The 17,989-nt window shown below is 40.7% G+C and carries 16 protein-coding genes and 1 tRNA gene; 6 read left to right on the forward strand and 11 right to left on the reverse strand.

What is annotated here, in order from left to right:
* Positions 1-227 precede the first annotated feature (227 nt).
* The 4 genes from OA91_RS05595 to OA91_RS05610 all read right to left on the reverse strand — a co-directional run bounded on the left by OA91_RS05595 (position 228) and on the right by OA91_RS05610 (position 3,612).
* On the reverse strand, positions 228-965 hold the full coding sequence (locus tag OA91_RS05595) for a substrate-binding periplasmic protein (RefSeq protein ID WP_063336672.1): 738 nt from the start codon (positions 963-965) through the stop codon (positions 228-230).
* A 314-nt stretch (positions 966-1,279) separates the two neighbouring features.
* On the reverse strand, positions 1,280-2,017 hold the full coding sequence (locus OA91_RS05600) for a substrate-binding periplasmic protein (RefSeq protein ID WP_063336673.1): 738 nt from the start codon (positions 2,015-2,017) through the stop codon (positions 1,280-1,282).
* A gap of 203 nt (positions 2,018-2,220) precedes the next feature.
* Positions 2,221-2,571, reverse strand: coding sequence for a hypothetical protein (locus tag OA91_RS05605; protein ID WP_063336674.1), 351 nt, complete (start codon positions 2,569-2,571; stop codon positions 2,221-2,223).
* Between the two features lie 237 nt (positions 2,572-2,808).
* Complete coding sequence (locus tag OA91_RS05610; RefSeq protein ID WP_442919119.1) at positions 2,809-3,612, reverse strand: substrate-binding periplasmic protein; 804 nt, start codon at positions 3,610-3,612, stop codon at positions 2,809-2,811.
* Positions 3,613-3,912: 300 nt separating this feature from the next.
* Here OA91_RS05610 and OA91_RS05615 point away from each other — a divergent pair, with 300 nt between their 5' ends.
* Positions 3,913-4,626, forward strand: a complete 714-nt coding sequence (locus OA91_RS05615) for a hypothetical protein (protein WP_063336675.1) — start codon at positions 3,913-3,915, stop codon at positions 4,624-4,626.
* Between the two features lie 26 nt (positions 4,627-4,652).
* Complete coding sequence (locus OA91_RS05620; protein ID WP_063336676.1) at positions 4,653-5,159, forward strand: protein-tyrosine phosphatase family protein; 507 nt, start codon at positions 4,653-4,655, stop codon at positions 5,157-5,159.
* A 117-nt stretch (positions 5,160-5,276) separates the two neighbouring features.
* Here OA91_RS05620 and OA91_RS05625 read toward each other — a convergent pair whose 3' ends face one another.
* The 3 genes from OA91_RS05625 to tmpA are packed head-to-tail and all read right to left on the reverse strand — an operon-like array spanning position 5,277 to position 8,360.
* A complete protein-coding gene (locus tag OA91_RS05625) occupies positions 5,277-6,557 on the reverse strand; it encodes an alkaline phosphatase family protein (RefSeq protein ID WP_063336677.1) in 1,281 nt (426 codons plus the stop codon).
* 22 nt (positions 6,558-6,579) lie between these two features.
* Positions 6,580-7,146: a phosphonate degradation HD-domain oxygenase gene (locus OA91_RS05630; protein ID WP_063336678.1), complete on the reverse strand. Its 567-nt coding sequence runs from the start codon at positions 7,144-7,146 to the stop codon at positions 6,580-6,582.
* Between the two features lie 20 nt (positions 7,147-7,166).
* Complete coding sequence (tmpA, locus tag OA91_RS05635) at positions 7,167-8,360, reverse strand: 2-trimethylaminoethylphosphonate dioxygenase (protein WP_063336679.1); 1,194 nt, start codon at positions 8,358-8,360, stop codon at positions 7,167-7,169.
* A gap of 274 nt (positions 8,361-8,634) precedes the next feature.
* Here tmpA and OA91_RS05640 point away from each other — a divergent pair, with 274 nt between their 5' ends.
* A complete protein-coding gene (locus OA91_RS05640; protein ID WP_063336680.1) occupies positions 8,635-9,570 on the forward strand; it encodes a LysR substrate-binding domain-containing protein in 936 nt (311 codons plus the stop codon).
* A gap of 385 nt (positions 9,571-9,955) precedes the next feature.
* On the opposite strand, the gene OA91_RS05645 is transcribed toward OA91_RS05640, so the two are convergent.
* Positions 9,956-10,486: a peroxiredoxin-like family protein gene (locus OA91_RS05645; RefSeq protein WP_063336681.1), complete on the reverse strand. Its 531-nt coding sequence runs from the start codon at positions 10,484-10,486 to the stop codon at positions 9,956-9,958.
* A 288-nt stretch (positions 10,487-10,774) separates the two neighbouring features.
* On the opposite strand from OA91_RS05645, the gene OA91_RS05650 reads away from it, so the two are divergent.
* A complete protein-coding gene (locus OA91_RS05650; RefSeq protein ID WP_063336682.1) occupies positions 10,775-11,680 on the forward strand; it encodes a helix-turn-helix domain-containing protein in 906 nt (301 codons plus the stop codon).
* A 196-nt stretch (positions 11,681-11,876) separates the two neighbouring features.
* Positions 11,877-11,953 (forward strand) — tRNA-Ile (locus tag OA91_RS05655).
* 429 nt (positions 11,954-12,382) lie between these two features.
* Here OA91_RS05655 and OA91_RS05660 read toward each other — a convergent pair.
* Both OA91_RS05660 and OA91_RS05665 read right to left on the reverse strand, forming a co-directional pair.
* The gene (locus OA91_RS05660; protein ID WP_063336683.1) at positions 12,383-14,185 is read right to left on the reverse strand and encodes a BCCT family transporter; all 1,803 of its coding nucleotides are present in this window, start codon (positions 14,183-14,185) and stop codon (positions 12,383-12,385) included.
* A 346-nt stretch (positions 14,186-14,531) separates the two neighbouring features.
* Complete coding sequence (locus OA91_RS05665; protein ID WP_063336684.1) at positions 14,532-15,779, reverse strand: MFS transporter; 1,248 nt, start codon at positions 15,777-15,779, stop codon at positions 14,532-14,534.
* 418 nt (positions 15,780-16,197) lie between these two features.
* On the opposite strand from OA91_RS05665, the gene OA91_RS05670 reads away from it, so the two are divergent.
* Positions 16,198-17,025, forward strand: a complete 828-nt coding sequence (locus OA91_RS05670) for a helix-turn-helix domain-containing protein (protein ID WP_063336685.1) — start codon at positions 16,198-16,200, stop codon at positions 17,023-17,025.
* Positions 17,026-17,102: 77 nt separating this feature from the next.
* Here OA91_RS05670 and OA91_RS05675 read toward each other — a convergent pair whose 3' ends face one another.
* Positions 17,103-17,936, reverse strand: coding sequence for a carbon-nitrogen hydrolase family protein (locus OA91_RS05675; RefSeq protein ID WP_063336686.1), 834 nt, complete (start codon positions 17,934-17,936; stop codon positions 17,103-17,105).
* Between the last annotated feature and the right edge of the window lie 53 nt (positions 17,937-17,989).

Consider the following 17,989-nt stretch of genomic DNA (forward strand, 5'->3'; position numbering starts at 1 on the left):
CAAGAAAGAAAAATGACGTTAAATTATTATATAAAGGATCAATTTTTATTAAAATAAGGTCTAAAGAATGAGTCTAATTGTAAAAAGTATCTAAATTAATTGATATTTATCTTATTAATCTAATTGTGAATATAGCTTCAAATTACTATTAAAAAATGCCGTCCTTGGCCAAAGGGATTTTTTATCCATTTTTCACTTAGCAAACAGGTTTTTTTATTTATAAAAAATTATAGTTGTTCAAACTGTTTTAAGATTTTTTCATAGGTACCATTCGCCTGAATCATAATAAAACCTGCGTTAAAATCATCACGAATTTTTTCAGCATCCTTTATATTTTTAGAAATCATTACATAAAGATCATTCTTTTCAATTGGAGGCTGCACCATGCTTAATTGGCTTGGATCAATGCCAATTTTTCCGGCAATACTTTTCACCACAGATAAGTTATCGGCATATAGATTTATATCGCCTTTAGCCAAGGCTTTTAAACCTTCTTCTGCGCCGTTATAACCCTGAATACTCTCAAAAGGGAAAGCATCAAAACTTTGACTGATGACCGAGCCTTCCATCTTGCCAATCTTGTATTGGTTGAGCATTTCAAAAGAAGAGTAGAAATCCAGATCTAGACCTTCTTGTTTTATCACACCGGTTAATACTGAATAGATAGGAATCGAGACGTGATAATCTTGTGCTCTATCTTCAGAATAGTAGGCGCCAACAAGCACATCTTTTTCTCCACTTTTAACCAGTCTCATTGCTTCTTTCCATTGGGTGAATTCAAGCTGGCTTTGATAACCTGATGCTTTAAATGATTCAGAGACTATGGTGGAAATAAAGCCACCTTGCTCTAATTCATTGCCATAAAATGGAACCCAATTCGTGGTTGTCATAGAGACTTCTTGAGCCTGAGCGAGACTGGCAAAACTTACGGATAAAGCAAAAGCAGTATTGATTAAAGCTTTCATGAATAAACCTCATTTTTATTTTTTTATGTTTAAAAAGCAGTGTTAATACGCGGCGTTTTAAAAGGTGCGTTTTAAGTGTTTCGCAGCCTAACCTAAAAGTTTTTGAGGAATACAATAAAAAGCCAGCGAATGGCTTCGCTGGCTTTATGCGGGTCGTAATTGATTAAAAATTGAACGGGCGTTTAATAAAAAACATCATGAAACAGATTGAAGGTTAATCTTAAAAAGGGGGGAGAGGTTAAAAAAATATAAAGAGGGAAAGGCCATCCATGGCGGATTAGTGTTTTATCTGATTTGCTCTAATCTAGCTCTTATTAGCTTTGGTTAAACCTAGCCAAAATTTTATCGTATGTGCCATTTACCTGAATTTGAATAAAACCTGCATTAAAAGCGTCTCTCAGTTTTTCTGCATCAGGTATGTTTTTAGAGACAAGAATGTAGAGATCATTTTCTTCGATGGGCGGTTGCACCATCTTGAGTGAAGCTGGGTCCATCCCTATATCTGCAGCCACTTGCTTAACAACAGCAAAGCTATCTACATAAAGGTCAATATTGCCTGAGTTGAGCGCTTTTAGGCCGTCATCCACCCCTTCATAGCCAGTTAAGCTTTTAAATGGGTAAGCATCAAAGCTTTTCCCAACAACGGATTGATCTATCTTGCCTATCTTGTATTCATCAAGCATTTCGAAAGAATTATAAAAATCTAACGGCAGCCCATCTTTTTTGATAATACCGGTTAATACCGAATAAATAGGGAGGGAGAAGTGGTAAAGCTTCTCTCTTTCTTCAGAGAAATAAGCACCCACAAGAATATCTTTATCACCTGTTTTGACTAGCTCTAATGCATTGCCCCAACTGGTGAACTCTAAGTTACTATCATAGCCTGCGGCTTTTAAAGACTCAGTCACAATAACAGAAATAAAACCGCCGTCATCTAGCTTAGAGCCATAAAAAGGTGCCCAATCTGTCGTCGTTAAACTGATTTCTTTTGCGTGAGTTAAGCCACTAAAACTCAGACTGATAGTGGCGATTAAACTAATTATAAGTTTCATCCTTTAGCTCCATAAAATTAAATTTATATCGGCTTATATGAAGATGAGAACTTACTAATCTATAAGCCAGCTAAAGATAAAAGATAGTCAAAAAAAACGGTTTTATAAATGTGTTCATTTTTTATTGTTGAATACAGAGAAGAGAGTTTGCCTCAGCGATTGTATTTTAGGCTGAGGCGGGTGGCTTTTAACTTGTTACTTACCTAGCCTGCCTCGTTATCCATCTTTTTGCCCAAACGATAACAATCTAAAACAGTAACTAACCAAGTTGAAAATAAGAAAAGGGATAGGTACTCAATAAAGTTTGAGCCATAAAGAGAAGGGCCAGACATGAGCTTTTGAGTAATCAAAATAGGATCAAAGCTCATTTCACCCGCTAAAATTTCTTTAGATATGATATCGGCTTTGAACATAGCGTCTTTCATGATAATGACCAATGAAAGCAGGGTTACCAGCAGGGCCATACTGCCATGCCAAGGTTTTGCCAAGATAAAATACCCTGCCCCAGGAAATACAGTAGTGCAAAGAAGGGGAGCTTTACGGGACTTTTTCATTTAATAACCTTTGAATCTTTGTGTAGCAAATAGTCTGCGCATCTTAACATCAGATTGAATTTATCAGAGTAAAAAGATTGGCTAGCGACGGCTTGCTAAAGGGGCTTGAAATTGCACCTAACAATATAACAAGAAGAAGCTGAATGAGGGAAGGGAATGAAGAAGTGAGCTTGAATATTTGTCTTAAAATGATGAAATGCCATCCCTGGCTTATGCTAGAGCCTATTCGTCGCTTCCCTAAATTTGGTTAAAGTCCTTCAAAATAGTTTCATAAGTCCCATTGGCTTGAATCTGAATAAAGCCAGCATTAAATGCATCTCTTAATTCAATCGCATTAGGAATATTTTTAGAGATAAGCACATATAAATCGTTTTCTTCTAAAGGTGGTTGTACTAGCTGTAGCTGTGATGAGTCCATCCCTAAATCGGTAGCAACCTGTTTAACAACCGCCACACTGTCTATGTACAAATCAATTTGACCTTGGTCTAGGGCTTTCAAGCCATCTGCTACACCAGGGTAACCTGTTAGGCTATTAAAAGAATAAGCGTCAAAGCTTTTTCCAACGACAGAGCCTTCAATTTTACCCAGTTTATATTTGTTCAACTCATCGAATGAATTAACAAAATTAAGTGGGAATTCTTGTTTTTTGATGACGCCTGTCATGAGTGAATAAATAGGGATAGAAATATGAAAGTCTCTTGCTCTCTCCTCAGAGAAATAAGCGCCAACTAACATGTCTTTCTCGCCCACTTTGACCTTTTCAAAGGCTTCTGTCCAATCACTAAAAACAATATTACTTGTATAGCCAGATGCCTTTAGGGATTCCGCCACTATGGCAGAAACAAAGCCACCACGATCCAAAGAGCTACCGTAAAAAGGGGCCCAATCGGTTGTTGTCAGAGAAATTTCTTGTGCTTGTGCAGTGCTAGAAACACTCAAACCAAGAGCTAATCCAAGACTTAAACCTAACGTACTCACACCTAAGCCAATGGACCTAGATAGACTTTTTACTCGATCTTTAACGCTTAATTTTTGCAACAAAATGATCACCTATTTTTAATTATTTTACTGCCGGTTTATCCGGTCAGTTTGGTGTTACGCCTGCTGCTCACCAGTCACGCAGCAGAAAGCACTATCTAAGGTATAAAACCTCAGTTGTAACGCTTAAAAATAGCTTAAATAGCGAACACCTTAATTAATATAGAATCTTGATTTGAAATAACTATCGAATGATAAGTGGCTTTAGCTAGGCTTGTATCAAACTAACTAAAGCGTGTTTTTGAAATATCTGAATATTAAAGGTAACTTATTAATTCAATACAGAATTAAGGATGAACTTTAGTGCAGAGTAGTAAGCAAGGAAGATTAAATAAGCTTGTATGGAATAAAAACCTAATAAAGCGTGCTCTTGCATATATGACACTAATCAGCTTTTTATCTGGTTGCGTCATGGTGCCGAAAACTCATGAATTCCAAGAACCTAAATGTGAGTTGATTACTAAAGAGCTTACCGTGGGGCTTAAGGAACTTGATTTAAAAAACGCAAAAATGGACCCTAGAGGGATCATTGCTTTACCTGTCGCTTTTACTGCTCTTTTTACTGTTTCGGTTGTGGTCTCTGGTTCTATTGTGGTGGCTGGAAATACAATCCACTGGATAGAACAAGAAGGTATCTGTGACGATGGCAAAATAAGAAACGCTATAGCTGATTTATCTGGTTCTCTTGTGTCTATGGGCGGGCAGGTCATTACGAGCTCTAAACAACTAATGGACTGGCTTATGTTCTGGAAAGAAAAGGAAGAGGCCAGCACTCAGCAAGGGCTAGATCTTTTACTGTTAGAGAATAACGCTGAACCTATTGAACCCAGTGCAGAAGAAGGTGTACTAGAACCCATAATGTTTGAACTCGAACAGAATAAAACAGAAGCTGAAATAAGACTAGATGATGCCCTAGCTGTTGATAAAGAGCCAGTTGATGAAGAGCTAGTTGGTGAAGAGCAAACCGATTTAATGAATAGTGATGATCTGATACTTGATAATAAGGTTGAAAATTAACGGGTTAAAGGGAGTAGGTGAGAAGAATGCAAAAGGTATTTTGGTTAATCGAAGGCAAGATAGCAGGGCGCTCTGGCCCTAATTTAGATGCTTGGAGCCTAGCAGAGCTTAAAGAACATGGCATCACGGCTATCTTAAGTGTCAATTTTGCCGAATCTGTTGATAGTAATGAGATGGAAGAAGTAGGAATAGTCCATGCCAATATTCCTATGTCGCCCAATGCGCCCGTACAAGCAGGTGATAAAGAAATCTGCTTGGAGAATTTACCAAAAGCCATGGCTTTTATTGAGGCTCAAAAAGTGTTGGGCCCAGTGATGATTCATTGTCGTTCAGGCAAGGATAGAACAGGCATGGTCATGGCAGCTTACCTGATTCAATTTGAAGGTATGACAGCTAAAGACGCCATGGATAAGGTGTTCAGTGTGAGACCCATTGCCTTTAGTGCAGAGGGGTGGATACCTTTTGCATTGGATGTGTTGGAGAGTTTTGAAGCGACTTTATCAATAAAGAAAAAGAGCGCTACTCACTTTTGAGTAACGCTCTATTGCGCTTGTAGGAATTTCCTAAAAGTTATAATTGCCGAATTAACAAAGCGCCTCTTCACTGCTAACAAAGAGACTCTTCGTTGCTAACAAAGCGCCTCTTCGCTGCTAACAAAGTGGCTCTTCGAGCCAGGGCGTCTCTATCTTAAGAATCGATGCCAGTGTGGGTGCTACCTGAGAGGCTGTCGCAAATTCCACCTCTTGTTGCGGCACATCTGGCCCAACAAAAAGACAAAAACGATAATCTTCACGAGAACCTGGTCGCATACCATGGTTAGATTGATATTTAGATTTTCCGCTAATCTGACCTGTGCCTTTCAAGTCCCTTTCAAAACTGGTTAGCGCCCCTTCTTTAGAGGTGAAAACAAGCAATTCGTCCTGCTGATGTTTAGGAATAAAGTCTTTATTCCAGGTTTCTAAACCCGCTTCTAGCAATATCTTGGTGACTTGTTCTGCTTCCGTTTGGGATCTTGGAGCGATAAGCAACATGCCTCCTTCACTAGACCAGCGTACGCCTTCGGGTAGAATCTGGTCGCAATAAATGGCCTCTGTCATCGCCGTATGGCCGTGGTCACTCATGATGGCAAAGTTATACTCATCCAGCTTGCCTGCTTGTCTTAGCCTTTCTAACAAAGTGCCCACTTGTGCATCGGCGGTACGTAGTGAATGCTCCATCATAGGGTCACCTGCTCCGTACTTATGCAAAAAGTAATCGGTCGCCGCAATTTCTAGCAAGATAAGGTCTGGCGCATCATCAGAGCAAGCAAGACCAGCGCCTATATCTAATAGTTGCTGATCAGCCAATATGCCAAAGGTCATGGTTTCTGTATTGCTATAGTCTTGGTATTTAGCGCCATTTGGGTTAATTACCTTGGTCGCATAAATGGCCTCATCCAAGGTTTTTAAAGTGTCCTTTGTATGCTCAGCAAGGGCATGTTTAAAGTCTTGATTATCTTGCTGCTTTTTTCTTTCCTCTAGAGAGTAAGAATCATAGTTTCTAGCTCTGTTTGTGGTTTCATCAGACCACCAAGGGTCAAGATAAAGGTCACAATCTTGGGTATTCACCATGCCATAACCTAGGCCTGCTACCTTCTTGTTAGCTTGCTTGGCATAGCCTGCCACTGTGGTGGTTAATACATCTTCAGGAATCGCCCAACGAAACTCAGTACCATCCCAAACCTTATTGCCATACACCCCATGTTCGGCGGCGGTTTGTCCTGCAATCATAGAGGTACGGCCGGGAAAAGAGGTGCCGCAGACTTCAGGCGTTAAGGCTCTCACATAGGTGCCTTGGCTCGCCAAAGCATGCAAGTTGGGTAACCAAGCTTTCGCTTGCACAAATAGGTCGGCACTGATGCCATCTATCATAATGAGGATAAGCTTACTCATAGACAGAACTCCTTGTAGCGGCTTAAGCAGCAGGCTGAATTAACAGCTTCTGCATCATAGGAATATAGTGATTCAGATCTGGGACAGTAAGGGAATCCTGCTTGCCAGCATCATCCCAGTAACGCACTTTTACCGCATCTTGATGATAAGGCTCGGCTTCAAACTGCGCCACTTCATCCGTATTCATCGGGCCGCCTTGAACCGCTAGCGACTCTTTCGATGCCTCAGAAAGTACCTCGTAATACTCAGGTTTTACCGCGCATAAATAGCGTTTGCTCGCCACATGTAGACGAATCGCATCGAGTACTCTTTGAGGGAAATGCCCTGCTAAAAAGTCCGCGGCACTGTCTTCGTGTTCGTTATCTATGCCTTTTTGCAGGCAATCTTCGGCATATTCACTGGTGTAGTGGCCAATATCATGCAAAAGGGCCGCTATGATAAGTTCGTCGTCGGCACCGGCTTGCATAGCAAAAAAGGCAGATTGCAGCATGTGCTCAGCCATGGTGACAGGTTCGCCCATGTACCAGTCAGCACCATGATCACTAAAGAGCGCTTCTATCTTGGCTAGAATTGAGTTTTCGTTTGTCATTCTTACGTCTCCTTATCTGATTAGTTTGATGTCTTCTTAGCTGATGGGGTTGATGTGATTCGAGCGTCAGTTTCTGTCTTACGAGATAACACAGATTGCAAACTGTATAAGCTATCGACATCCGCATAAGCTCCTTGTAACCAACGGCTGCCAGAGGTCGAAAAAGCCTTTCTAGCGTGGAAAACACGGGTGTTATCAAACATCACAAGTTGGCCCTGTGTGAGCTTGAAATCAATCATGATGCTGGTGCGATTTAGTATCTCAGCATAGTGCTGATAGGCTTTATAGAAGGCTTTCATTTTATGCTTATCGATATTGATCGGGGCAATCGAGCGGTTGTTAAAGCGTACTTTGACCACCTGATCATTATCATTCACTTCAATCAAAGGCACCCGGGACTGAAGGTCTGTGTCTTTATCTTGAAAGCGAAAATTAATCCAAGTTTGGCTTAAAAGGTCAAAATCAGCTTGGCTTTCTTCTCTTAGAATATTGGCCGCTTTAAAGCCATCCCCAAGAATGGATTCACCACCTTCTACCGTGTTTTCCAAGCAATGCAATAACTGTACTGTTGGTACTGGGTCGCGATAAGGGTTATCCGCATGCAGACCTAAGCCTAAATTTGTAAAAGCGAGGTTGTTTGGCTCAACTTGTGTTTTCACCTCAAACAACTTGCCATAGTTAGTGTCTCTGACATAACCAAAGGTGTCGATCACATCAAGAATTTGGCTTTCTTTACAAGGGACATTCTCTAAAATGGCAAAACCATAAAGAGCAAAGTGATCGAATAAAGCGCGGCTAGTATCTTTGTTGCTTAGGTAGGCTTCATAGTCGAACACAGATTTTTCTGTGCTAAAACTCGAATCCCATAAAACCTTATTTTGTTCTGAGTAAATATCATTGGCGAGGTGTTTGTCATACGCATTTTGCTCAAGCCATTCCAAGCTAAACACACTGCGATGTAGTGGCGAGAAGATAATCTCAACATGCTGATTATCCAATGCTGTGATCGACTCTATGCTCACATCTAAAGGAAAGTCAGTCACATTCATAAGGCGCTGGCCACTGTGGGCATCGCGACTCTCGGGCATTTGGCAATGGTCTCTTAACCAGATCGCGAGAAACTCGCTGTTATGACCATCATTCCATTCAATATTTAACTGAGTGCTGTCGTGCGCTATTGAGAGCTTATGGCCATTTGCCATTGCAATACTCATGTTTCACTACCTCATTATATTTGCCTTATCACAAGTTAAGCATGCCTGTGATTTGTATGAATATGATGACAAACTAAAAGGGATAAAAACATTGAGAATTTCCAAAGTGCTAGTATAGAAATTCTAAAGTATTCAGTTTTTAATTAGGTTAAAAATTGACCCAACACCATAAATATTGCATTTTGATGACGATTTTATTGCCGCGAGAGATTTTTATCTCATCTATGCTATAGAATTGCTAAAATCGAGACAGGATAAAAAAGGACGTAACCTCATGCCTCAAGCTCAAAGCTTACCGCCATTAAATGCCCTTCGCGCATTTGAAGCCGCAGCGCGATTACAGAACCTAGCGAAGGCCGCAGCCGAGCTACATGTCACCCAAGGGGCAGTGAGTCAGCAAATTAAATTGTTAGAACAATACCTTGATACCCAGCTTTTTTATCGCAGAGCAAAAGGGCTAGAACTAACTGACAGCGCCAAAGCTTATTTACCTGTCTTAACTCAAGCTTTTACCAATATGCAGGCAACCACCAACGAGCTGTTTGTGTCCGACTATCGCCCCACTATTAAAGTGGCCTGTGGTACCACTTTTGCCCAATGTTGGTTAATGCCAAGATTACCCAAGTTTTTTGCTAAGCATCCAGAGTATCGAGTGAGACTGCTAAGTTCGGCTTGGCCAACAGGCCAGGGTGTTAATGATGCTGATGTGGAAATTTGCCATGGGGAAGGGGGCTTTTCTGGTTATCGAGTACAACGCATTATTAAAGAAGACTGGATGGTGATCGCCAGCCCCAGCTTTATCGAAACACACCTGCCAGAGGGGGAGGATCAGTTTAATGACTTAGACCAGATGAAAAGCCTCCCACTTATTAGCACATTGGGTTTTAAGCTAGGTTGGCGTAACTGGTTTAGTGAGCTAGGTGAAGAAGGCTTTCAGCCTGAACCCTTGTTTGAAAGTAACCACACCTCTACCGCATTAGAAATGGCACAAGCAGGCGTTGGCTTATTACTGGGTTTGTCTTTTTGTTTTCGTATGGCGTTAGATGAAGGCAAGGTGGTTAAGGTGCACGATCACATAATGCCAGCAGAAGGTGGCCAGTATCTGATTCTATCGAATGCCACTATCACACCTAAAGTGGATACATTTTGTCGTTGGATGTTAGCAGAGCTAGCGGATCATCCTGATAGAGACAATTTAGAGTGGGGATAGAGATATGATCTGCCTAGGAATAAAGACAGGGAATAAACTAGGGAACCTGCGAATAAGTCCTCCCGCCTCAGCGTGTGGATAAAAGTGCCTAGATTTATGGCGAGGGGCGTAACTTAATAGTTATTCTATTGATAAGACCCTTAACTTAAAGATAGGGCTTTTAGACCACGCCCTTCGGGTCTTTCAGAAAAAGCGCCACCCTGTGTTGTCCCTTTTCGAAAGGTGCCTACAGCTCTTATCAGAAAAAAGCGGCAAAGTGACGCCTTGCTTGACGCTTTTTCTGAAAAGACTGAGAAGAGGTGACTTGTTCGCAGGTTCCCTAGGTGTGATGCAGGTGTGAATATAAATAGTGAATACTCACACCTTATCTAGATATTGCTGTTGATTAAACTAACTCGCCTCTGGCTGGGTAGTCTTTTTGAATCGCAAAGTCTATCGCACCTAGTATTTCTTTAAAGTGCGGACGTGCAAATGGCATAGTGCTGATATTGCTCCAATAAAGCGTATTATCAGGGCGAACAATAAAGATACCAGGTTCTGTAAACTCTTCTGGCTCTTCGATGCCTATGCTAGTTAAACCACGACCTTTCGATCTGTGTAAACCTAAGGCTTGAGATTGCTCAACGCTTAATCCATAACCTAGGTTTAGTTTTGGTAGCTTCCATTCATCAAAAGCGGTTTGCGCTCTTTCATGGGTATCACTACTAATTGTAAAAATATTAACGCCTCTGGCACTAAAATCTTCAGCTAAGCGATTAAGCTCAGTCAAATAGCTCTTACAAATAGGGCAATGTAGACCACGGTAAACCACTAACATGGTGAATTGAGCGGGTTCTTGTTCTGCCAAAGACCAATTATCTTGCAAGGAATGGAACTGCAAAGCAGGCATGGCTTGGCGAGGTTTTAAAACTGTCATAATAAGCTCCTAACTTTTTCAAGGTTGAGTTCAAGAGCAGTAAGACACCCATTCCATTTGGTGATTTTAACTTGATTACCTATTTTCATTCTCATGACTCACTGGCCCAACTAGTGTGGCACCAAAGACTGATTTGTCTATTAAACGATCAGTTTTGATGTCTTAGTAGTAATCATAGGGGATCTTGTGTATTTTATTTGTATCAATTTAAATTAAATTTGTAGCAGATAGTACAAAATGGATAGATTAACCACATTATTGACTCACTTTCGACCGCAAGTGAAATCCGTGTCCTTTTTGCAACAGCATGAAGACATGCCTCACGAGCAAAATACCAAACAAGAATCCGACTTTAGTATCGAAAATGCGTCAGAAGAAAAACACCAAGCCTCACAAAAAAGAGTTCACCTCTCTCCCGAATCCTCCTACTTACTGTGTGTCTGTCAGGGGAAGCTCAGCTTTTTAGAGCAAGAGTTTATGCTAGGAGAAAACGCCGGTGAGTTTACCCAAGGCAGTATTCTCTGGTTAGCCGCAGGCACAGAACTCAAGCTACAAACCCTAGAACAAGAGCAAGATGCCGCCATACTGGTATGTGAGTATGACTTTGGCCTGTCTAGCCTCAACCCTTTATTGGATACTCAATCTAAGCTGGTGGGCATTAATCAAGAAGATGATATCGCCCTAGCAATTCAGCCTATTCTTGATGTATTACAACAAGAGCTAGCAAGGCTCTCATGCGGTTTCCAAGTAGTAAGCGAGCGTCTGGCCGAAGCCTTGCTGGTGCAATTCTTACGCTTACTGATGCAGCAAAAGCGCCTGCCATTTGGTTTATTAGCGGCTTTATCTGACGACAAACTGGCAAGAGCCATCGTAGTAATACACGATCAGCCCGAACAAGCTTGGACAGTAGAAAAACTCGCCCAACAAGCCGGCATGTCACGCACCGCCTTTAATAATGCCTTTCGTGACAAGCTAGGTTACACACCACTTGAATATGTCACCCTTTGGCGCATGAGGTTAGCCAACCAAAAACTCAGACAAGGCCAACACAATCTTGCCGCCTTGAGTTTGGAGTTAGGTTATCAAAGTGAAACGGCTTTTCGTCGTGCCTTTAAAAAGAACCTAGGCTTTGCCCCAGGGCAAGTACGCAAACTGCAAAAAGAGGAAAGACTGCAACTGCCTTCAGCCTCATAAAAAGCCGTGTCTTCTTGTTAGCACTGGATACCGTGAAAACTGAATGAAAACAATTGAATAGGGCTTTTTTAGCCGAGATTGAACAATAAATAAGCAAGACTTGGCTTAACTAATAAAAAGCTGAAATAAATAAAGAGAAAAGCCTAAACAAAGCTTGGCAGAAACTCATAAGCTAGATATAATGGCGGCCGTTTTAGGGCCTATAGCTCAGTTGGTTAGAGCATCCGACTCATAATCGGCAGGTCCCGTGTTCGAGTCACGGTAGGCCCACCATATTAAAAACCGTAGTTGATTTATCAGCTGCGGTTTTTTTATGTCTATTTTCTAATTCGTAGAGAGCTTCTTATTCTCATTCTTCCCGTGTTATTAAGAAAAGGCTGGTTATTCTTCTTACTGGTTTTTACTCACTTGAGAGGCTTTTATTGAGCTGGAGCTCAATGGTATGCATTACCACGCAGAGCATGGTAACGAGATGCTTTGATCTAGCTATTGAAGTTGATTTAGTGATTTGGAGGTGGGGCTGGAGGGGCATAAATTGTTAATCGAGATTCTTTTCATTTTATGATTCAGCCTGCGATAAAGCACCTAATAGAGCGGTAAATATACCGCTCTATTAGGCCTTTAAGGTTAACTTAATCACTCGCTTTTTAAGTTTTTCTAGCGCTAAATTTTTAGTTCTACTTCCACCGATACGAGTTAACGCTATTTTTCTTGTTTGAGTAACACGCTATCGACGTACATGGCTTTGCACATGGCAATCATCATTAAGCCTAGGATCATAGCGAAGGGCAGTGCGCCTATTATCATGGCATTTCTTAGTGCTTCCATAGGGTTGTTATCGCCTGCGGCTAAAAGCAAAGTACCAATGACGGCAGTGAGGATGGCTCCCCAAACAATGCGATGCTTAATGCCTGCATCTTGATCGCCACCTGACATGATTGTATTCATCACAAGAATACCCGAATCAGCAGACGTGATTAGGAATGTGAGAACCAAAATGACGCACATGATATTAACCAGTGCTAAAAACTCACCTTCTAATAAGTAGCCTAATGTTATAAATAATTTATTTGTATTTGAAGCGTCAATAATTGATCCGTCTGCAACGCCACTTAATTCAAGGTCAATCGCTGTCGCACCTAATATTGTCATCCAAGCGAAACAAACCAAAGAGGGTGCGATGACACAGCCTAAAATGAATTCACGAATCGTTCGGCCTTTTGAAATTCGAGCAAGGAATAAGCCGACAAAAGGCGCATATGCCACCATCCAAGCCCAATAAAAGGTTGTCCAGCCTGCTTGCCATGCAAATTGACGGCCTTCATTTCCTGCTATATACGCTTGTTTAAGAGTACCTTCATCAAGTGCTGCTGCATTATCGGATAAGCTCGACAAGAAGCTTTGATAACTTCCCCAAGCATTCGTTGAATTAGCGAATAGTTCGCTTGAAAATGCTTTTGCAGATTCAGGGATGAGATCTAAGTATTGAGATTCATTCATTGGTAAATAGGCATTAAATGAGAGTGAAATATAATGCAAAATATAATCAACAAACGCAGTGCCATAGGTGGTCATCGCAAATAAAAATGAACCAAAGAAAACAAATATTAATAACAAGAATATAGATAAGATTAAATTAAGGTTAGAAAGGTATTTAACCCCTCTTCCGACACCTGATACAGCAGAAACAATTGATAAAATCATGATTAATGCTAAGCCAGCGATTAACCCTGCATTACTGGGTGTTGGTATATCGCCACTGATATTCATAATCCATTCGATGCCGGTAATTGTATAGATGCCATCAATTAACTGGCTCACACCAAAGCCGATTGTTGTTGATACAGCCAAAATAGTGGCAACAACACCCAGTATGTCAATTATGTGGCCTAATACACCATTGGCATATCTTCCGATTAAAGGGGTTAGGGTCGACCTTAAAGTGAGAGGCATGCCTCGGGTATATGAACAATAGGCTAACGCTAAACCTACGATGACAAAGACTCCCCAAGTATGAAATCCATAATGCGCAAAGGTATAACGATAGGTAGGTAAGAGAGCCTCAACCGTATTGGCCTCAACGTCTTGGGCTAATATTGCGGGGTTAGATGCCCAAAGGCCTAAGGGTTCAGCGGTCGAAAAAACCATCAAGCCAACACCTAAACCGGCCCCAAACATCATTGAAAACCATGAGAAGGTTGAGAATTCTGGCTTATCACCGGGCAAGCCCATTACGCGTTTTCCTATCGAAGGAACAACCGCAATAAAAATGAGAAAGCATGAAAAAAGGCCAAATAAGATGATATAGAAAGCATTAAAGTTTTCGAGAAGAGCCCACTTTATACTTCCCAGTAAATTATTTGTAGATTCAGGCCATAAGAGAGCCCAAAGCGCTAGGGCAATAATAATGCTCTTACTGCCTAATGCGATTGGAACACTATAGTTTTGATAAAACCCCGTGTCAGATTTTTTTATAACAACATCAGTAAACTCTGGTTTTATCATATATTTCTCTCATTATTTTATTTATTAGAATTAAAAAACTAAACAGACAAGAGTAATTATACAAAGACGTAAAAGTTATTAAATTTCGCGAATTTAAAGTAAATTGAAACTAGTTTAAGCGAGTTTATGCTCTTAAAGCGAAGGTTAGAATGTATATGTTTTGATTAGATCTAAATACTTCTATAAATACATTAATAAAAAATATTGATTGATAAGTTTATCTTAAGAACAGATTAAAAAACTGTATTTTATAAGGTTTAACTTAGGCGTTTCATTCGCTTAATACAGATATTATTGTGGTTTATTCTTTCAGAGTTGTCGAATCTGACCGTCTAGATCGAGACACCTAATTTGGTGCTGGTCTTGGCTTTACCATCAATGTTTTAAAATAAATATAAGCCGTTCCAGCGAGGCAGATACACGCCATGGCGATCATCAATAATATGAGATAGTTAACGCTAGGTTCATACTCAGAAGAGATGGCCGAGCCTATGACGATATAAGATGAGGTTAAGGTGCCATAGATGGCGGCAGAGTAGCCTGTTTTCGACTTATCTACCCTCATGAAGGCATAGACTAGGGCGTAGCAGTGGACGACACTTAGGGCAAAAATAAAGGCCGAATAGCTGAGAGAAAAGAGAAGGATAAACGCCATCCCTTGGGTTGAGGTGCTTAGGTAGCTAATCAGCGCCGCCAGAATAGATAATGAGCTCCATTTAAATAGCCCCTGCATTACATTCGTTTCTCGCAAATACCTTAGGTAGTAAAGCCTTGCGAACACAGACACCAATATTAATAGAAAGCAGATGATACCAAAGTTTAACGAGCTGACTTGCGCCTCTTCTATGAAGATGAAAGAGGCGATCTGATAAAAAATTACCATGGCAACCACGGCGCTAATGCTGATAAAAGAGCTGATGGTAAATACTGAGTTTGTCAGCATGGCTTTGTAGTTTGTGTATGAGGTTTTTACAAAGTAGGCAAAGCGTATTTTCGTTACGGCTTCATCGGTTTGTTTAGCCGTTTTGGGAAATAAAAAATAAGTCGAAACAAAGAGGATAAAACCAATAAAGGCCATGCTGCTAAACACTTGATGCCATTGGCCAAACTGGATAATAAGGCCGCCAACTATGGGTGAAAAGGCTGACATGAAAGTAAAACCCAGTGAAGAGAGTGGCATGATGGTTTTGAGTCTGTCTTCTGAGACCAACTCTCTTGCTGTTGCAAAGCCAATAACATACATAGAGGCGCAGCAAGCCCCTTGAATAAAGCGATATAAATATAAGGCTTCTATCGCATTTGTGCTGACTATGGCGAGGCTTGTTAGGCTAAACACGGCACTCGTGGCTAATAAGATTTTGCGTTTATCATAATGGGAAATGAGCGCACCAAAGAAGAGTTGGCAGCTCCAAAAGCCAATGGCAAATAAGGTGATGGTTAACTGAACTTGGTAAAACGGTGCCTGAAAAAGGCTTTTAATTTGCGGCAACGAAGGGGCGTATAAATCAAGCGCAAAAAAGTACATTGACACTGTGATGATAAGAAAATAGATAGCTTTCTTTTCTAACAAAGAGAAGGGCTTGTTGTTTTCCATTCAAATAAAATCCAGTCCCTAGGTGTGTTTCTCTTCTATCTTAATCGGCTTAAATAATCGGTTCGAGTCATTGGCTTAAATGCTTGCTCTTTCTTTCATGAAGCCTTTGCTGATTCTATCCTACTCTATTCCTGTCAAAGAGTAAGCCTGTGCTTATGATGATTATCTTGAATATGAGATGTGTGATGAGCGAGTTGTGAGCATGGATAACACAGAAGAAAGTATCTGGCCCCCAAAATATTTCTGGGTGAGCCTGAATCAAAATTATATTTTTGCTTTAACGTCATTAAGTTAGAACGATAAAAAGTGTACTATTATTCAATTAACTGATGTGTCTTTAAATATCAGTACCTAGTTACTAACGTCTTGTTACTAAATAGGTAAATTGAGCTAAATCCGACTATGGACCCAATGAGAGATGAATAAACAGAACTTTGCCGATAACCTTAGATTACTCTGCAATTATAAAAAATCTATCTCAGAAGTGTGCCGCGAGTTGGAGATTAACCGCCAACAATTCAATAAATACTTAAGTGCTAAAACCACGCCTTCTGGCAATAATTTACGCCGCATTTGTGACTACTTTGGATTAGAAGAGCACGAGATTCATCTGCCACATGATGAGTTTGAAGAGATCATCAGGGTAAGGCCAGTTCACGAGTTGAATTTCGTTTCCATGAATCGCCCTGAGTTGCATATTATTGACCAGCTTATGACAAGTTCGACCATGGATTTGTCCAAGTACGAAGGCAGCTATCACATTTATTATTACTCCACCTCTTTTCCAACCCAGATCCTCAAGGGTTACGGCATGATATTCAAAGAAGATGGGCGCTATTTTATTAAGTGGATAGAGCGCCTTTCGCAAAAAGACAAATCTAGCCATAACGATTTTATTTATAAGATTAAAGGTATGGTAACAGGCTTAGGTAACCGTATTTTTATCAGTGGTTATGAAGAGCTGCTGCAAAACGAAATGATACATGTGACCTTGTTTCCGACTTATAAGAATAAGGTGTCTCTGTTATCGGGTTTGATGTTGGGTGTGTCAGGAACGGATGCCAGAGAACCTGTGAGCCAAAGGGTGGTTCTTTCCTATTTAGGAAAAAACTGTAATCACAAGGAAGCTTTAAAAGCATGCGGCATTTTTGAAGAAGATTCTGGTGAGATAGAAGAACAGATTCGAAAACATATAAGTAATGATCTTGACCCTGAAGAGAAGGTGTTTTACGCAAGGCCTCTCTAGTATTTATCGCCAATCTCAACCTAAAAAGCCCCTTATCAATGACTTGGTAAGGGGCTTTTTATTTTGTTATTTCTCGCTTATTTATTTTCTGAGCTGCGCACTGGCAAAACATCATAATCGGCTAAGGTATCCCTGCGATAAGGGATTTCTTTGCGTACTTTATTAATTACCTCACGATCCACTTCGACTAAATGGAAGGTTTCTTCTTGGCCAAAGATGAGAGGTTGTACTTTATTATCTACCCAAGGTGGGCAAATGATGGATTGGCCAAAATGGTCGCCACTTTGGTTGATGCTCATAAAATAAACCTGATTCTCAAGAGCACGGCTCACCACAAATTGCTTCCAGGTATGGAAGGACAAGTCTTGGGCGAAGGCCACAGGATGCAAGATGACATCGACCGAGAATTCACCGCATAAACGTCTGATAAGCTCAGGAAAACGCATGTCATAACAAATGATAATGCCAGCACGTACACCATCCACTTCAAACACAGATAAGTGGTTGCCACGCTTAAAGTATTTAAGCTCAGCCGCATCACCGTATTCGGCCGTGTGTATCTTGTCATAATGGGTGAGATACTCACCATTACGGCCTAAAGTCACTTGGCTAATATAGGCGTCATTATCTTCTTTACGTGGCATGCCATAACAAATAGCCACCTTATTTCTGCGGCAAAAACTGGAGAACCTGTCATAGGTTTCCCCATAGAGTTCTTCACTAAAGGTGTCTATGTTCTGAAAGTTTTCAGCCGAATATTCCATGGTGGAAAGCTCGGGCAAGACCACCAAATCCACGTTTTTTCCCTTCAACTCTGTCTCTAATTTAGTGATAACAGTGTCGATATGTTTTAGTTGTTTTTCTCGGCTATCGATCGCCGGAATATGAATCTGACAAGCTAATATACGCATACCAGAATGACTCCATTAGGTGTATTTAATAAAGCGTGTTTATTAAAAAGTGC

This window comes from Marinomonas sp. SBI8L (assembly GCF_001624705.1).
In the GTDB taxonomy this organism is placed as follows: Bacteria; Pseudomonadota; Gammaproteobacteria; order Pseudomonadales; family Marinomonadaceae; genus Marinomonas.

What these genes read in the sequence shown, in the direction of transcription:
- OA91_RS05640 (WP_063336680.1), top strand. Translation starts at nt 8,635, where the DNA reads ATGCCTCAAGCTCAAAGCTTACCGCCATTAAATGCCCTTCGCGCATTT.
- OA91_RS05600 (WP_063336673.1), bottom strand. Translation starts at nt 2,017, where the DNA reads ATGAAACTTATAATTAGTTTAATCGCCACTATCAGTCTGAGTTTTAGT.
- OA91_RS05665 (WP_063336684.1), bottom strand. Translation starts at nt 15,779, where the DNA reads ATGGAAAACAACAAGCCCTTCTCTTTGTTAGAAAAGAAAGCTATCTAT.
- OA91_RS05620 (WP_063336676.1), top strand. Translation starts at nt 4,653, where the DNA reads ATGCAAAAGGTATTTTGGTTAATCGAAGGCAAGATAGCAGGGCGCTCT.
- OA91_RS05630 (WP_063336678.1), bottom strand. Translation starts at nt 7,146, where the DNA reads ATGACAAACGAAAACTCAATTCTAGCCAAGATAGAAGCGCTCTTTAGT.
- OA91_RS05625 (WP_063336677.1), bottom strand. Translation starts at nt 6,557, where the DNA reads ATGAGTAAGCTTATCCTCATTATGATAGATGGCATCAGTGCCGACCTA.
- OA91_RS05645 (WP_063336681.1), bottom strand. Translation starts at nt 10,486, where the DNA reads ATGACAGTTTTAAAACCTCGCCAAGCCATGCCTGCTTTGCAGTTCCAT.
- tmpA (WP_063336679.1), bottom strand. Translation starts at nt 8,360, where the DNA reads ATGAGTATTGCAATGGCAAATGGCCATAAGCTCTCAATAGCGCACGAC.
- OA91_RS05675 (WP_063336686.1), bottom strand. Translation starts at nt 17,936, where the DNA reads ATGCGTATATTAGCTTGTCAGATTCATATTCCGGCGATCGATAGCCGA.
- OA91_RS05605 (WP_063336674.1), bottom strand. Translation starts at nt 2,571, where the DNA reads ATGAAAAAGTCCCGTAAAGCTCCCCTTCTTTGCACTACTGTATTTCCT.
- OA91_RS05595 (WP_063336672.1), bottom strand. Translation starts at nt 965, where the DNA reads ATGAAAGCTTTAATCAATACTGCTTTTGCTTTATCCGTAAGTTTTGCC.
- OA91_RS05670 (WP_063336685.1), top strand. Translation starts at nt 16,198, where the DNA reads ATGAATAAACAGAACTTTGCCGATAACCTTAGATTACTCTGCAATTAT.
- OA91_RS05660 (WP_063336683.1), bottom strand. Translation starts at nt 14,185, where the DNA reads ATGATAAAACCAGAGTTTACTGATGTTGTTATAAAAAAATCTGACACG.